At 30.7% G+C, this 15,565-nt stretch carries 14 protein-coding genes and 1 pseudogene; 8 read left to right on the top strand and 7 right to left on the bottom strand.

Translation table 11 applies throughout. The features are described from left to right. Window positions 1-8: 8 nt before the first annotated feature. Complete coding sequence (sufB, locus tag E4100_RS05185; protein WP_135270981.1) at window positions 9-1,415, bottom strand: Fe-S cluster assembly protein SufB; 1,407 nt, start codon at window positions 1,413-1,415, stop codon at window positions 9-11. Window positions 1,416-1,426: 11 nt separating this feature from the next. Further along, complete coding sequence (gene sufC / locus E4100_RS05190) at window positions 1,427-2,188, bottom strand: Fe-S cluster assembly ATPase SufC (protein WP_135270982.1); 762 nt, start codon at window positions 2,186-2,188, stop codon at window positions 1,427-1,429. Between the two features lie 186 nt (window positions 2,189-2,374). Between sufC and E4100_RS05195 the strand changes: the two genes are divergently transcribed. Continuing rightward, entirely contained in the window at window positions 2,375-3,283 is a 909-nt protein-coding gene (locus tag E4100_RS05195) for a radical SAM protein (protein ID WP_135270983.1), read from the top strand. Between the two features lie 14 nt (window positions 3,284-3,297). Here E4100_RS05195 and E4100_RS09600 read toward each other — a convergent pair. The 3 genes and pseudogenes from E4100_RS09600 to E4100_RS05210 all read right to left on the bottom strand — a co-directional run bounded on the left by E4100_RS09600 (window position 3,298) and on the right by E4100_RS05210 (window position 6,166). Then, a pseudogene (locus E4100_RS09600) lies at window positions 3,298-3,959 on the bottom strand (DUF6320 domain-containing protein). A gap of 12 nt (window positions 3,960-3,971) precedes the next feature. Then, window positions 3,972-5,240, bottom strand: coding sequence for a hypothetical protein (locus E4100_RS05205; protein ID WP_135270985.1), 1,269 nt, complete (start codon window positions 5,238-5,240; stop codon window positions 3,972-3,974). An 8-nt stretch (window positions 5,241-5,248) separates the two neighbouring features. Next, window positions 5,249-6,166 carry an alpha/beta hydrolase gene (locus E4100_RS05210; protein WP_135270986.1) on the bottom strand — a complete coding sequence of 306 codons (918 nt, stop codon included), beginning with the start codon at window positions 6,164-6,166 and terminating at the stop codon, window positions 5,249-5,251. A 139-nt stretch (window positions 6,167-6,305) separates the two neighbouring features. On the opposite strand from E4100_RS05210, the gene E4100_RS05215 reads away from it, so the two are divergent. Further along, on the top strand, window positions 6,306-7,676 hold the full coding sequence (locus tag E4100_RS05215; protein WP_135270987.1) for an MATE family efflux transporter: 1,371 nt from the start codon (window positions 6,306-6,308) through the stop codon (window positions 7,674-7,676). On the opposite strand, the gene E4100_RS05220 is transcribed toward E4100_RS05215, so the two are convergent. Continuing rightward, on the bottom strand, window positions 7,671-8,084 hold the full coding sequence (locus E4100_RS05220) for a zinc ribbon domain-containing protein (protein ID WP_135270988.1): 414 nt from the start codon (window positions 8,082-8,084) through the stop codon (window positions 7,671-7,673). The two genes, E4100_RS05215 and E4100_RS05220, sit on opposite strands and share 6 nt — an antisense overlap. A gap of 140 nt (window positions 8,085-8,224) precedes the next feature. Here E4100_RS05220 and E4100_RS05225 point away from each other — a divergent pair, with 140 nt between their 5' ends. The 6 genes from E4100_RS05225 to E4100_RS05250 all read left to right on the top strand — a co-directional run bounded on the left by E4100_RS05225 (window position 8,225) and on the right by E4100_RS05250 (window position 14,909). Continuing rightward, window positions 8,225-10,153: an OPT family oligopeptide transporter gene (locus tag E4100_RS05225; RefSeq protein WP_135270989.1), complete on the top strand. Its 1,929-nt coding sequence runs from the start codon at window positions 8,225-8,227 to the stop codon at window positions 10,151-10,153. Between the two features lie 13 nt (window positions 10,154-10,166). Further along, window positions 10,167-10,532 (top strand): PqqD family protein, encoded by a 366-nt coding sequence (locus E4100_RS05230; protein WP_135270990.1) that lies wholly within the window; start codon window positions 10,167-10,169, stop codon window positions 10,530-10,532. Between the two features lie 45 nt (window positions 10,533-10,577). After that, window positions 10,578-11,852 (top strand): sensor histidine kinase, encoded by a 1,275-nt coding sequence (locus tag E4100_RS05235; protein WP_135270991.1) that lies wholly within the window; start codon window positions 10,578-10,580, stop codon window positions 11,850-11,852. Window positions 11,853-11,867: 15 nt separating this feature from the next. Further along, window positions 11,868-12,689, top strand: coding sequence for a DNA-binding domain-containing protein (locus E4100_RS05240; protein WP_282097112.1), 822 nt, complete (start codon window positions 11,868-11,870; stop codon window positions 12,687-12,689). A 112-nt stretch (window positions 12,690-12,801) separates the two neighbouring features. Then, window positions 12,802-14,268, top strand: coding sequence for an alanine/glycine:cation symporter family protein (locus E4100_RS05245; RefSeq protein ID WP_245196363.1), 1,467 nt, complete (start codon window positions 12,802-12,804; stop codon window positions 14,266-14,268). Between the two features lie 218 nt (window positions 14,269-14,486). Then, window positions 14,487-14,909: a NusG domain II-containing protein gene (locus E4100_RS05250; protein WP_135270993.1), complete on the top strand. Its 423-nt coding sequence runs from the start codon at window positions 14,487-14,489 to the stop codon at window positions 14,907-14,909. Here E4100_RS05250 and E4100_RS09605 read toward each other — a convergent pair. Next, a complete protein-coding gene (locus tag E4100_RS09605) occupies window positions 14,903-15,562 on the bottom strand; it encodes a TraX family protein (RefSeq protein WP_135270994.1) in 660 nt (219 codons plus the stop codon). The two genes, E4100_RS05250 and E4100_RS09605, sit on opposite strands and share 7 nt — an antisense overlap. Window positions 15,563-15,565: the final 3 nt, after the last annotated feature.

The raw sequence follows: 15,565 nt of genomic DNA on the forward strand, positions 1-15,565 counted from the left end.
ATCAACTCCTAACCTATCGCACCTTCAAGCTCAATATTAATCAAATTATTCAATTCAACTGCGTATTCTAAAGGCAACTCTTTAGTGATTGGCTCTACAAATCCTCGTACAATCATAGCTTTGGCTTCTTCTTCAGAAATACCTCTGCTCATTAAATAGAATATAGCATCATCACTGATTCTACCAATCTTAGCTTCATGTCCTATATCGATATTGTCATTATCTATTTCAATGATAGGTAATGTATCTGACTTGGATTCGTTATCTAACATTAAAGAAGTACATGAAACAGTTGATTTACATCCTGTTGCATTTTTACTTACTCTTAATAAACCTCTATAAAATGCATGTCCACCGTCTTTTGAGATAGACTTAGAATTTACTGTAGAAGTCGTATTGTTTGCAGCATGAACGACTTTTGTCCCTGTATCGAGATATTGGCCTTTTGCAGCAAAAGTAACTCCAGTAAACTCAGATCTTGCACCTTCTCCTCTCAAAATACTCATAGGATATAGCATTGATACTTTAGACCCAAAGGACCCAGATACCCACTCTATAGTTCCGTTTTTATCGACTACAGCTCTCTTAGTGTTTAAGTTATACATGTTTTTAGACCAATTTTCAATCGTGCTATATCTTAAAGTTGCATTCTCTTTAACAAATAGCTCAACACATCCAGCATGTAAATTATTTACTTTATATTTAGGTGCAGAACAGCCTTCAATAAAGTGGAGGTAAGAATTTTTTTCAACAATTATTAAAGTATGTTCAAATTGACCTGCGCCTGGTGCATTTAATCTAAAATAAGACTGAAGTGGTATATCTACTTTTACTCCTTCTGGAACATAAACAAAAGAACCACCTGACCAAACTGCACCATGCAATGCTGCAAACTTATGATCTGTTGGGGGTACTAATTTCATAAAGTATTCTCTTACAATATCTTCATAATCTCTTAAAGCTGTCTCCATATCAGTGTATATAACGCCCTTATCTACTAATTCTTGCCTAATATTATGATAGACAACTTCGGAGTCGTATTGTGCGCCTACGCCCGCTAAGGATTCTCTTTCTGCTTGTGGTAGTCCTAGAAGTTCGAAAGTATTTTTTATATCTTCAGGCACGTCATTCCAATCATGTTTCATTTGTGTATTGGGCCTTATATAAGTTACGATATTGTCCATATCTAAATCACTCAAATCAGCCCCCCATTTTGGAAAAGGCTTTTGACTGTATATTTCTAAAGATTTTAGCCTGAAATCTCTCATCCACTCCGGTTCATTTTTTTGTTTTGAAATATCTAATATTATATCTTTAGTTAGACCGCTATCAGTTTTAAAACTATAGTTTAGCTCATTTTTTATATCATATATTCTTCTATCAATATCTTTTACATTAGTTTTCTTTTTTTCCATTTTTTACACCTCTATAAGCCTGCAAACTCATTTTTAATTTTTTCATATCCATATTCATCAATTTCATCTGCTAATTCAATGCCTCCAGACTTGACAATTCTTCCATTTAATAAAATATGGACAAAATCAGGCTTAATATATTCTAGCAATTTGTTATAATGAGTGATTATTAAAAAAGCATTTTCATCATTTCTTATTTTGTTTACTCCTTCTGCAACAATTTTTATTGCATCGACATCCAATCCAGAATCAGTTTCATCCAATATAGAGAGCTTAGGATTCAAAATTGACATTTGCAATATTTCATTTTTCTTTTTTTCTCCTCCAGAAAAGCCTACATTTAAATATCTAGAAGCATATTCTTCATTCATACTTAATTCTTCCATTTTTTTATTTATCAATCTTTTAAATGGAATTATTTTTTGTTGCTCATCTGTAATAGCGGTTTTTGCAGTACGCAAAAATTCCTCAACTGTTACCCCTTCTATTTCTTCTGGGTATTGAAAAGATAGAAATAGTCCCATTTTAGCTCTTTGGTGGGTTTTTAAATCGTTTATTTTAGTATCGCAAAATATTATTTCACCATTCGTAATCTTATATTTAGGATGTCCCATCAAAGTATAGGCAAGAGTTGACTTCCCACCACCATTTGGACCCATAATTACATGAATTTCTCCTTTATTAACTTTTAGGTTTATTCCTTTTAATATTTCCTTGTTATCATCGGCTACTTCTACTTTTAAATCATTTATAGTTAGTAAATTTTTAGACATTTAATCTCCTCGCTTTTTAACAATGATAATTACTATCAAACACTTAATTATTATATACCTATACTTTAGCGTTGTAAACATATTGTTTTACTAGGAATTAAAAATTTTTCAATTCGCGACTAATATCGAGTATAATATAATTATATTGCGTAAATAATACAAGAAAAAGGTAAGAAGAGGTATATAATGGAAAATTACGTAGACTTATTGAAAGATTGCATACTGTGCCCAAGAGAATGTCATGTCGATAGAATTAAAGGGGAAGTAGGGTATTGCGGAGAAACATCAGAATTGCGTTTAGCTAGAGCGAGTCTTCATATGTGGGAAGAACCTTGTATATCAGGAGAGGAAGGTTCTGGGACTATTTTTTTCACAGGATGCTCTTTAAGATGCGTTTACTGTCAGAATAATATTATTGCAAATGGGTCATTTGGCAAAGCCATAGATAATGAGAGGTTTATTGAAATATTATTTGAGTTGAAAGACAAAGGAGCACAAAATATTAATTTAGTTACCCCAACTCATTTTATCCCTCAAATAATTAGGGCATTAGATTTTGCTAAAAAACGAGGGTTGGATTTACCTATTGTATATAATACTAGTGGTTATGAAAAAAAAGAATCGATTAAACTATTGGATGGTTACATTGATGTGTATTTACCTGACTTTAAATATTATGATGAAAGCATTTCTATTAGATATTCGAATGCTTCCAATTATCGAGATTATGCGAAGGAATCAATTAAAGAAATGGTAAAGCAAGTTGGCAAGCCAAAATTTAATGAAAAGGGATATATGACTAAAGGAGTTATAGTTAGACATTTGGTGCTTCCAGGGTTAAATGAAGATTCTAAAAAAATCATTGAATATTTGCATAAAGAATACGGAGAAGACATATATTTAAGTATAATGAGTCAATATACACCTTTAGATCATGTTAATAAATATCCTGAGATAAATCGAAAACTAACAGAGGATGAATATAACGAGGTGGTTGATTTTGCGATATCAATTGGAGTAGAAAATGGTTTTATTCAAGATGGAGAGAGTGCACAAGAAAGTTTTATACCACCGTTTAATTATGAAGGAGTGTAATTAGTAAACACTCCCTATATATACGTTCTCTTTTTTAGTTCATAAATGATATTTTTACCTTCAAATATAAATATTGCTGCTAGTGATATTATGCTTACAGTTACAGATATTATTGAAGGAAATATTATCTCAACTAAATCTAAAGCAATAAAAATGATAGGTATTATGCCAAAAAAAGTGTCTATCAGTATATATGTGATGTAATCATTAATACTTAATTTTAAGACTAATGCTAAAATATACATAACTAACATCGCTAATATACATATTATTGGAAACACAAATTCTATTGACCAACCATTAAATCCTGTATATATATCCCAAAAAATGCATATAACTGTTATTATAAACACCTGCCAAATTATTTTTTTAGGCAGATGTGTTTTTTTCTTATAAGGAAGAAGAAATCCAACCAAACACTAAGTAGTCCAAATAAAACTAGAATGGGCCAATTAATATTTGAGGGAAATAGAAAATATATAGCAAAACTCAGAACAATTAACGCTATGCTAATGAACCCCATAATTTTTAATGCTAGATTTCTTTTATAGATGGATGGTATTTTAGGGAATATTTGTTCGTGTTCTTCATTTATATTTTCTAATTTATTCTCACATAGTGGGCAATTTTCTCTATCTTCGCGGGTGTAGACTTTACAGTATTCACAGTATTTCATTGTATTCCTCCATCAAAAATTTGAAATGATTTCCACTTCTATACCATTGTTAGTTAAGAATGTGAAAAAATTTCTCTGTATATCAGTTTCTTTAAAAGGTGAAATAAAAGAAATTGTCAATTTATCTTTATATGAACACATCACAATTTGAGGTCTTCTTGCACTTACACATATACTAAATTGATTAACATATGGTTCAAATTCAGGTGGTAATTCTATTTTCCCAACATTTGAGAAAGAAGAGGTAATTTTTCTATCGGCAAGATTATTTGCAAATTTCAGTATTAAATCTTTTATTGGTAATGGTACAATTCTTGCCAAAGGGTTTTTTTCTATAGAAATCAATTTATTCAGATGTGAATTTAATTTTTCTTTTGTTAACTCTGATTTAAAGCTATCGCTTACAACATTTACTATTTTTTCTAAATTATCTTCTCCTGTTGGGTTATAAATAATATTCATTGTGCTAAAAAAATTTCTCGCAGTATAAGATTTAAAATACTGTCTTAAATTAATAGGTACAGAAATAACAACTGGTAAGTTTTTAGATCTACGAGGCATATCCTCTATAGTTGAATATATCAGTAAAGAAGTTAAGAATATCGTCACTGTTGTATTATATTTATGAGATAGGGCAATTACTTTCTGTGTAGACATGGTTCCCTCAATTAATTTAGTGATATTTTCTTCTGTAAAAGACCCTTTTATTTGAAAGGCTTTTCTCAATTTTTTATCTTCATTTTCAGTTATTTTTTCTTTGCTGTAGTATTTAGTGAAGCTATCATCCATCATTTGGCTAATTGCAGCTTTATGACGAAGTTTTAAGTTTTTCCCATAAAAGGCAGCTGCATATTTTTTAGTGAGATATAAATGAATAATAGTTTCCATAAACCAGACGACTCCAGCTCCGTCTGTAAGAGCATGAAACACTTCTAAATTGATCCTTTTATTAAAATAAGACACTCTATACAACAAATTTTTTTTCTCTTTATCATATAAAGGTGCACATAGTGGCATTGACTCTATTTCAACTATTGGTTTTTGGCTAGAATACTCAAAGTAATACCAAAAGACTCCTCTCCTAAGCACATAATTAAATATAGGAAAGAATTCGACAGCTTCATTTATAGAAGCTTGGAGGGCATCTTTATCAACGTAATCATTCAATTCAACAGAAATTCTGAAAACTTTAGTATCCCTGCTTGTATAAGTAGCAGGGAAAATTTTTGAAGCATTATCTAATTTAATCCAATTTAAATTTTCATTTTTTTGCTCTTTCATATAATCACCTAAAGCAAATCATCTACAAATTTACTAATAATAGAATAAGTTTCTTTTATTGCACTACTTTCAATTGGAGAATTCAAAAATCCATGGACAGCGTCTTTTACTCTGAAAATATGAACAGTGTTACCAAATGATTCAAGTTTTTTGCCATAAGCTTCGCCTTCATCTCTCAAAGGATCATATTCAGCTGTAATAACCAAGGTTTCAGGTTGATTTGAGAGATCATTAGATAAAATAGGGGCTACATACGGACTTTCTCTATCTTCATAATTTGGTACATAAAGATCCATATAGTCTTGAATTCTCTTAGATGTTAATATATAGCCCTCTCCTAATTCAGTGACTGATTTAAAAGGGGAACTTTCAGTATGGTCATAATTAGTCGCTGGATATATAAGTATTTGTTTTTTTGGAACTATTTCTTTTCTATCTCTTAGTAGCAGAGAAACACATGCAGCTAGATTTCCTCCTGCACTATCTCCAATTAAAAATATATCTTCTTTAGTACATGACAATAGATGTAAATTATTGAGAAGATATTTTGTAACCTGATAACAATCTTCTAATCCACAGGGATAAGGATATTCAGGTGCGAGTCTGTAGTCAACAGATATAACTCGCCTATTTGTTTCGTTAGCTAATCTTGAACATAGATTAGTGTATGAATCAATATCGCCAGTTACCCAGCCTCCTCCATGAAAAAATAGTAAGACTTGATTATTTTTCTGAAACTCAGGGATAAAAAGTCGAACAGGTATTTCATTGCCATTTGAGTAGATTTTTTCATCTAACTTCTTATAAACTGGAGTTATTGCTGGATTTAAAATTTTTTGTATGAACCTATGTGATTTATAGTGTTCCTTAATATTTATATTTATTTTTGAAACAGTATTTAAAATTATTTTTTTAAATGGTCTCATGAGCTCTCCTATTATTAATTATGAATTATTAATTTTCATTTTATCACAGTTATTAAATATGTATATAATTTTTTATATACATATTTATTTTAATATATTATAATGTAATTAGGTACTCGAAATAGTCAAGAGGTGCAAAATGAAAACAAATGATAAATCTAAATTAATACTAAATGGCAATATATACAAAGCACTGTTGTCTTTATCAGTTCCAATAATGATTAACAGCTTAATACAAACCTTATATAACTTGGTAGATGGCATATGGGTAAGCAAAATATCTTCTGTTCATTTTGCAGCTACTGCATTTGTTTGGCCTGTAAATTTTTTATTTATTTCTATCGGGATAGGTTTATCGATTGCAGGCACTTCAATCATTTCTCAACTTATAGGGGCGAACAAGATAAAAGAGGCTAATCGTCATGCAGCTCAATTGATTGTACTAACAGTATTATGTGCAATCACTTTCAGTGTAGTTGGAATAACATTGACACCGTATATTGTAAAATGGATGGGAGCTACTGGGGACTTAGCTAAATATAGCATAATCTACTTGAGAATAACTTTTCTTGATATGGTGTTTATGTTTTTGTTTTTTAATTATTCATCAATCATGAATTCACAAGGGAACACTGTACATCCAACAATATTTAGTGGCATATCTGCTGTTTTAAACACAATATTGGATCCTATTTTTATTTTTACTTTTGACTTAGGGATTGCTGGAGCTGCTTATGCAACACTTATATCAAGAATTTTGCTAGCCGTTATTGGTTTTATACATCTATATAAAGGTAATTCTATGATTGTTCCAAGATTTAGAGGTTTTAAATTTGATAAAGAGATTATAAACAACATAGTAAAAGTAGGGTTGCCCACATCAATCGGGCAATCTGGTGCTGCTATTGGATTTATCGTATTAAATATGTTTATTGGATCTTATGGTACTGCTACGATCGCTGCCTATGCGATGGTAAATAGGATTACTTCTCTTATTTCTCAGCCAGCCATGGGATTAGGATCTGCTTTAACAGCAATAGTAGGACAAAACACAGGAGCAAATAAAGAGAATAGAGTAAGAGAATCTTTTCATAAAGCAACATTATTAACTTCAGTATTTGGATTTATTGGATGTTCTATCTTATTGATTTTTGATATAGAAATAATTAATTTTTTTATGCAATCGAAAGACGATCCTTCAGTTATAGAATTATCAGTAAATTATTTGAAATACATATCGTGGTCTATGCCGTTGATGGGAATTTTTTCAGTATTACAAGGCCTATTTCAAGGTACTGGCAAAACCAAATATTCTATGACAATGGAAATCGGAAGACTTTGGTTTGTCAGATTGCCTATGATTCTCCTCTTTAAGAATTTTACTGATTGGGGAGCTTCTGGCATATGGTTTTCAATGAGCTTTAGCAATCTTATAGTATGCCTCTATGGATTTTTGATCTACTTGAAAGGAAATTGGAAGAGCAGTGTTATTAAATTGGAGTCTCTATAACTTTTCCCCGCATGATTTGCAATAAGTTGAATCTTCGTCATTTAAAGTTCCACAGTTTCTGCATTTTATTTTTATTATTTCTTTATTTGCACTTTTAGTGTCAAAATTTGACATAACATCATCAATTACTCCACCCATGGCTTTACTATATGGTTTTACATCCTCTCTTGCTTTTTCTGGATCTAATATAATTCCTGAACCAGCAATTCCTTTGGCTCCAATTATTCTTATTATTTGGCCTATAGCTATCATAAAAAATCCTACTAATGGAACTATTGGATTGAAATTAAAAATGTTACCAGTAAAAATCGCAACAAAATTACTTAGAAATAAAATTATTCCTATAATTGACAGAATCATACCAAAATAATACAGCATTTTTCGACTTCTTGGAAATTCATCAGACATTTAATCACCTTCTTTTTTAATTTAATTAATTATAACATACGTTTATGAAATCATACAATTTAATCAAATCGATTGACTAACATTTTTAAATGGTATAAAATTGTATTGTAGGAAAATTCAATCAAGAAAGGAGAAGAGAAATGGAAAAGAAAGAGGAATTTAAACCTTATATTCCCGCAGAAAAAATAATTTCAGAGTTTTCAGCTGTTTCTATTTTATTAGGAATTTTATTATGTATTGTTTTTGGAGCAGCGAATGCTTACATTGGACTTAGGGTTGGTATGACAATAAGTGCTTCAATACCAGCAGCGGTTATATCTATGGGAATAATTAGAGGGATCATGAAAAGAGACTCAATTCTAGAGAACAATATGGTCCAGACAATAGGCTCAGCAGGTGAATCATTAGCAGCAGGAGCTATATTTACTATGCCAGCTTTATTTATATGGGCTGATGAGTTAGGAATGGCTGCACCATCGATATTAAGAATTGCATCGATTTCTTTAGCTGGAGGGATATTAGGAGTTTTGTTTATGATTCCATTGAGAAAAGCATTGATAGTCAATGAACATGGAGTTTTACCTTATCCAGAAGGAACTGCTTGTGCAGAGGTGCTTATTGCAGGCGAAACAGGAGGAAATAAAGCTAAAACAGTATTCCAAGGTTTAGGAATAGGATCTCTATTTAAATTCGTTGCTGATGGAATAAAACTATTTCCATCAGAAATTGAATGGGCAATTCCAGGGTATAGAGGAGCTGCAGTAGGGATGGATACATTACCAGCTCTACTAGGTGTGGGCTTTATAGTAGGACCACAGATAGCTGCATTCATGTTGTCAGGAGCAGTGTTAGGCTGGCTAGTAATCATACCTTTGATTGCTCATCTTGGGCAATTTGTACCAGAAATAATTTATCCAGCAACCGATCCTTTAAAAGATCTTGTACTTGGTGAAGCGGGTTATTGGGATATTTGGGACAATTATATCAGATACATTGGTGCGGGAGCTGTTGCATTTGGAGGAATTTTAAGTCTTATAAAATCTCTTCCTCTTATTGTTAGAACATTTAAAGATGCTATGGGAAATTTAAGGACCACTTCAGGGGAACATCATTCAACAATAAGAACAGATGAAGATATGTCCTTAAGGACAGTAATGATCGGGAGTTTAGTTATTGTTGTCTTTATTGGAGCGACTGATTTTATTCCTGTTGGGATCATGGGAGCAATAGTGATTGCAGTGTTTGGTTTCTTTTTTGCTACTGTATCATCTAGACTTGTTGGGATAATAGGGAGTAGCAATAACCCAGTATCAGGGATGACAATCGCTACACTTTTAATCACTTCAATCATATTCAAGGCTACAGGTTTTGTTGGCGAGGCTGGAATGATAGGTGCTATATCAGTTGGTTCTGTTATTTGCATAATTGCTGCTATGGCTGGAGATATGTCTCAGGATTTAAAGACCGGGTACTTAGTAGGAGCAACACCTAAAAAACAACAATATGGTGAAATTATTGGTGCTGTTGCAGCAGCTTTAGTTATAGGCTATATATTGTTGCTTCTCAACAAGGCATGGGGATTTGGTTCAAATGAACTGCCAGCACCACAAGCAATGATGATGAAAATGGTTGTAGAAGGAGTAATGGGAGGACAACTTCCTTGGCCACTTGTATTTATTGGAGTTGGAATAGGTATCGTAGTTGAACTTTTAGGAATTCAAATTCTTCCATTTGCAGTAGGACTTTACTTGCCAATCCATCTAAGCGTGCCAATTATGTTAGGTGGAGTAATCAGAGGAATATTAGAAAAGAGACATAAAGAAGATAAGGAATTAGACAATAAAGTAGAATCTGGAGTACTTTTCTCATCTGGGCTGATCGCAGGAGAGGGCGTCATTGGTATAATACTTGCTGTATTAGCTATAATACCACTTTCAAGTGGAAAGAGTGTAGGAGAAGCTATAGCAATTGGAAATAATATATTAGGACAATGGGGTTCACTAATACTATTCTTAGGATTGGCATATATTTTGATCAGAAAATCTTTCTATGCTAAGAAAGAGAATTAACTAATGGATAGATATGAATAAAAAAAATAAAACTAACAATAATTATTTGGACTTAATACCTAAAAAATCACCTAAAATTAGCATTAAGAATAAAGAAGAAGGCACTGTTCAACTAATTGTTCCAAGAGATTCGCGTTTCGAAAGAATAGTTAGAAAAGTTTTCTTTACTCCAGAGACATATAAAATTGATTTGGATGAATTTGGAACGTTCATTTGGATGAAAATAGATGGAGAAAAGACGATATATGAAATTGCTGAATTATTAAAAAATGAATTTGGAGAAAAGGCTGAACCTCTATATGACAGACTTATAAAATTTATGGTGATTTTAGAGAATAACAAATTTATATTTATGACTAATAAAGACCGCAAGCAATAATTGCGGTCTTTATTTTTGATGTTAAAATATAATTAAGGAAAGGAGATGATTAAAGTAAAAAACAAGAAAAAGATTTTATTTGTGGCAATGACAATTACAGCATTTTCTCAAATTTATTTAGGATTTTCTCAATCGGATTTTAGAGTTTCAGCAGGGATAATAGCTTACACAATAGCTATGTATAATTTTGATGATTTAAAACCCATTCCTATGGGAATCATTACAGCAATTTTCATTTATATAGCTAGAGTGCTTATGCTAGCTATATTTAATCAACACATTGTCATATTTAATTTATCGTTTGCAATAGAAATAATTTTTTATATTTCTTATTCAATAATTTATTATTTATTTATAGACAGAAAGAATAAAGATAATTTAAATTATGTCTTTTTTATTATTACTATTGCTGATTTTATATCTAATACTATTGAAATTATAGTAAGAAGTTTTGTCTATTCACTATCTCTCCAACCCAAAATATTTACAACTATATTACTAGTAGCTGTCTTAAGGTCTACTATTGTTTGGATTGTTCTATACTTTTTAAAAAATTATAAACTTTTACTCATAAAAGAAGAGCATGAAAAGAGATATAGAAAATTACTTTGGATTATGTCACAATTAAAGACAGAAGCATATTTGATGGAGAAAAATATGCAGAATATTGAAGATCTTATGGCCGATTCATACAAATTATACGAGCTTATTAATTTAAATGAGAAGAGTGAATTATGGAAAGAATACTCATTAAATATTGCTAGAAACATACATGAAATAAAAAAAGAAAATGCCCTTGCAATAAGGGGGATATTAGATGTCACTGAAAAGGAATTAAATGATGAAAAGATGAAATTTTCAATAATTATGTCAATCTTACACGAAACAGTGATTAAGGAAATCAAACGAATTGGCAAAAACATAAATTTACATATACAAATTGACGATGATTTTTATACAGAAAAACACTACTATTTGATGTCTGTTTTTCGTAATTTATTTATAAATAGCATAGAAGCTATTCCAAAATCTTATCAAGGCGATATTTTTCTAATTCAGAAAAAATTAGATGACAAGTATATATTTATAGTAAAAGATAACGGCATTGGAATAGATGAAAAAGAAATTGATGATATATTCAATCCTGGATTTTCAACAAAAATTAATTATGAAACAGGGGAAGTTAGTAGAGGATTAGGTTTAACAATAGTTAAAAAGATAGTAGAAGAAGAACTAAAAGGCGAAATTAGAGCTATTTCTAGCATAAAAGACGGAACAGAAATAACTATTATGGTTCACGCAGAAGAACTGGAGGTGTAAAAAATAAAGATATTTATTGTTGAAGACGATTTAAATGTCATAAAAATATTAGAAAAAATCGTAGAAGATAGAGAACTTGGAGAAATCACAGGATATGCAAAAGATGGTATCGAAGCAATAAACAAGATTATAGTATATCAACCAGATATAGTCCTAATTGATTTACTCATTCCTAATAAAGATGGAATAAATGTAGTTAAAGATTTTAAGAATGTTAATAACAAACCTGTATTTATAATGATATCTCAAGTAAGTTCTAAAGATTTGATTGCTAAAGCTTACGAAAGTGGAATAGAGTTTTTTATCCAAAAACCAATTAATGCAATTGAAGTTGAAAATGTAATTAAAAAAGTAAATGAAAAATTGGAAATGCAAACTAAACTAAATTCGATTAAAAAATTGTTTGATTCAAATAAAAGTAATGACGAATCTAATGAAAAGAACTATGAAGATAAGATAATATCTATTTTACAGAAAATTGGAATACTAGGAGAAACTGGCAGCAGAGACATCGTAAAAATTGTCATGAAATTAGTTGAAAATAAGCAGTATAAGAATGATTTTACTTTAAAGGAAGTACTAAAAGATTATGGATCTAACACTAAGACAGTTGAGCAAAGGATCAGAAGGGCAGCAAATGTAGGATTAATTAATTTAGCAAATTTAGGTATAGAAGATAATTTGAATGAAGTTTTCTTAGAATATTCGAATAGCTTATACAGTTTTGAGCAAATAAAATTAGAAATGGATTATATAAGAGGGAGGAGCAACAAAAGAGGTAAGATTAATTTAAAAAAATTTATTGAGGCTATTTGTTTGTATGTTATTAGTGACTAGATGATTAAAAATTTTCAGAAATTATTTTGAGTTAATTTGTAGCATTTTGAAACTTTCTGAAACCAACAACTTATACTCTAATAAAGTTGTTTAAATTATGGAGGTGTTGGTTTTGGAACAACTAATGGAAATCGTTAACATGGTTAGCAAGGTGCTCTGGGATTATATACTAATATTTGGATTAATGGGAATAGGAATTTTAATGACTATAAGATTAAAATTTCCACAATTTTCAAGAGTATTTCCAGCACTTAAAAAAATGATTATTGGAATAATAAAAAAGGAAAAGCCAGAAGATGGAAAAATGTCGCCATTTCAAGCATTATCAACTTCAGTAGCGGCTCAAGTTGGCACAGGCAATATAGTAGGAGTTGCCACAGCGATTGCATCAGGAGGACCAGGTGCAGCCTTTTGGATGTTACTAGCTGCTTTCTTTGGCATGGCAACAATATTTAGCGAAGCAGTACTGGCACAAAAGTATCGTGAAGAGCAAAACGGAGAGTTGGTTGGTGGACCTGCATATTATATGAAAAATGGATTAAAATCTAACAGACTGGCGAAATTTTTCGCTATCACGGCAGTAATAGGCCTTGGAATTGTTGGAGTAATGGTCCAATCAAATTCAATTGCAGGAGCTGTAAATAGTGCTTTTGGAGTTTCTATTATCATCATTGCCATTCCATTAGCTTTGATTGTTCTCAAAATACTAATGGGTGGAATGGATAGTATTGGTAAATTTTCAGAGAAAGTCGTGCCGGCTATGGCGTTAATGTATATTTTAGGAAGCTTAATTATAATAGTATTTAATATAAGTAATCTTGTACCAGCAATTAAGAGTATATTTATTGGAGCATTTACGCCACAAGCAATTGGAGGTGGAGCTCTGGGAATTACAATCCAACAGACAGTAAGGTTTGGTTTAGCAAGAGGGTTGTTTTCAAATGAGGCAGGGCTTGGTTCAACACCACATTCACATGCTGTAGCAGACACTACTCATCCTGCGGAACAAGGATTCATAGCTATGATAGGAGTATTCATTTCAACTTTTCTGATATGTTTATCAACAGTGATGGTCAATATCACATCAGGCTCATATAATGCTACAATTAGCGCCTCTGAGATGGCAGAAAGTGCAACTGTGATGACACAAAATGGATTTTATTCTATTTTTGGGAATTTTGGGGCTATGTTTCTTGCAATATGTCTTTCGTTTTTTTCATTGACCACAATTGTAGGGTGGTACTTTTTTGCAGAAGCAAATGTTAAGTTTCTATTTGGTTCTAAAAAATCAACTCTGACCTTTTTTAAAATAATATCAGTTTTAGCTCTATCAGTTGGTACATTTATAAATCCTACTTATATATGGCAGTTAGTGGATTTATTTACAGGATTAATGGCTTTGCCAAATATAATAACTTTATTTATTTTATCTAGAGAAGTGAAAGAAATTTTATGCGACTATGATAGATGTAATAAACAAGGGTTTATTCATTGGGAATATGCTTATGAAAATATAGAAAATAATAAACAAAAACATAAGAAATTAAAAAGTGGTTTAAGCACAACGATTATTAAATAATTAAAAGACCATAGAAGCAAAAATCAAAAATATTTAGAACCAAAGATTATTCCATATATTAACATAGAAAATAACTCAGTCGAAAAACCGACTGAGTTATTTTCGTGCTGATTTAAAAATTACTTTTATTCACAAAGTATGACTCGATAATTATATTTATTTATGCTATACTAATCATTAGAAATTAATTATAATCACCATATATAGAGGTTGATAACATGAGCGATATTAAGAAAATTTTAAAACTTGGAGATAAAATCCTGATTATATTTATAGTAGTATTATCAGTATCTTGGATATTGTATATTCCGGTACTTTCAGAGAATTTAAATGAGAAAGTGGCAGTAGTAAAGATAAAGGATGAGGTTATTTTTAGGCATGAAATAGATGAAAACAACGATGAAATTGTGCCATTTGAATTTGAAGTAAAGAATAGAAAATATACCGGATACTTAGAAATAAAAGATGGAGCAGTAAGGCTTCAAAGATTACCAGAAGAAATTGTGCCTCTTGGCATTCACAACGACATGGGTTGGATAAATAGTGAATACGAAATAATAGTCGCATTGCCCATTAGCATGACTGTGACCATTGAAAGCAATCAAAGTGAAAACCAAGAAATAGATTATATAGTTCAATAGTATAATTTAATTAGTGCAAACACAGCTAGATGCAGAGGATAAGCTATATAAAATAGCAGCTGCATCTTTTTATTATAAAATCCTAATTTATTATTATAAAAATAAATAGGGATAAGACTAAAAAGAGCATAATTTTGAAGATAAGATCCTGTGAAAATATTTGCTAAAAAGATTATTATACCAGAAAATAAGAGTTGTCTTGATCTATCGTAGTTTCTGGTAAAGTAAAATACAAGTATATATATAATACCAATGAAACTATAGTCAACAAACAGCAATGAGGAAATCAAAAATGAAAAAAAGATTATAAGTGGGAAATATTGTTTTTTTTCTGAGAAAATTTTGTCAATGTAGTATATTGTAATTAAACCTATAAAAAGCGTAAAGAATATATTTTGGTGCATAGGGTATATTCGACCGTAGAAAGCTAAATCAAATGGGATTTCTGATATGAGCGCAAAAACTAACAACCTAGTAGCATATTTTTTTATATTAGATGTATGAATAAATCCTTGTACCAGTAAAAAACAATATATCGGGAAAGCAAGCCTTCCAATAATTCTAAACAATATAATATCTGAGGCAAATACTGCTCCATAATGGTCTATAATCATCGTTATAAGTGCAATAAGTTTTAATATAAAATTAGTCATATC

Source organism: Soehngenia longivitae, from assembly GCF_004684055.1.
GTDB classification, from domain to species: domain Bacteria; phylum Bacillota; class Clostridia; order Tissierellales; family Tissierellaceae; genus Soehngenia; species Soehngenia longivitae.

What these genes read in the sequence shown, in the direction of transcription:
- E4100_RS05235 (WP_135270991.1), top strand. Translation starts at nt 10,578, where the DNA reads ATGATTAAAGTAAAAAACAAGAAAAAGATTTTATTTGTGGCAATGACA.
- E4100_RS05205 (WP_135270985.1), bottom strand. Translation starts at nt 5,240, where the DNA reads ATGAAAGAGCAAAAAAATGAAAATTTAAATTGGATTAAATTAGATAAT.
- E4100_RS05215 (WP_135270987.1), top strand. Translation starts at nt 6,306, where the DNA reads ATGAAAACAAATGATAAATCTAAATTAATACTAAATGGCAATATATAC.
- E4100_RS05195 (WP_135270983.1), top strand. Translation starts at nt 2,375, where the DNA reads ATGGAAAATTACGTAGACTTATTGAAAGATTGCATACTGTGCCCAAGA.
- E4100_RS05230 (WP_135270990.1), top strand. Translation starts at nt 10,167, where the DNA reads ATGAATAAAAAAAATAAAACTAACAATAATTATTTGGACTTAATACCT.
- E4100_RS09605 (WP_135270994.1), bottom strand. Translation starts at nt 15,562, where the DNA reads ATGACTAATTTTATATTAAAACTTATTGCACTTATAACGATGATTATA.
- E4100_RS05250 (WP_135270993.1), top strand. Translation starts at nt 14,487, where the DNA reads ATGAGCGATATTAAGAAAATTTTAAAACTTGGAGATAAAATCCTGATT.
- sufC (WP_135270982.1), bottom strand. Translation starts at nt 2,188, where the DNA reads ATGTCTAAAAATTTACTAACTATAAATGATTTAAAAGTAGAAGTAGCC.
- sufB (WP_135270981.1), bottom strand. Translation starts at nt 1,415, where the DNA reads ATGGAAAAAAAGAAAACTAATGTAAAAGATATTGATAGAAGAATATAT.
- E4100_RS05225 (WP_135270989.1), top strand. Translation starts at nt 8,225, where the DNA reads ATGGAAAAGAAAGAGGAATTTAAACCTTATATTCCCGCAGAAAAAATA.
- E4100_RS05220 (WP_135270988.1), bottom strand. Translation starts at nt 8,084, where the DNA reads ATGTCTGATGAATTTCCAAGAAGTCGAAAAATGCTGTATTATTTTGGT.
- E4100_RS05210 (WP_135270986.1), bottom strand. Translation starts at nt 6,166, where the DNA reads ATGAGACCATTTAAAAAAATAATTTTAAATACTGTTTCAAAAATAAAT.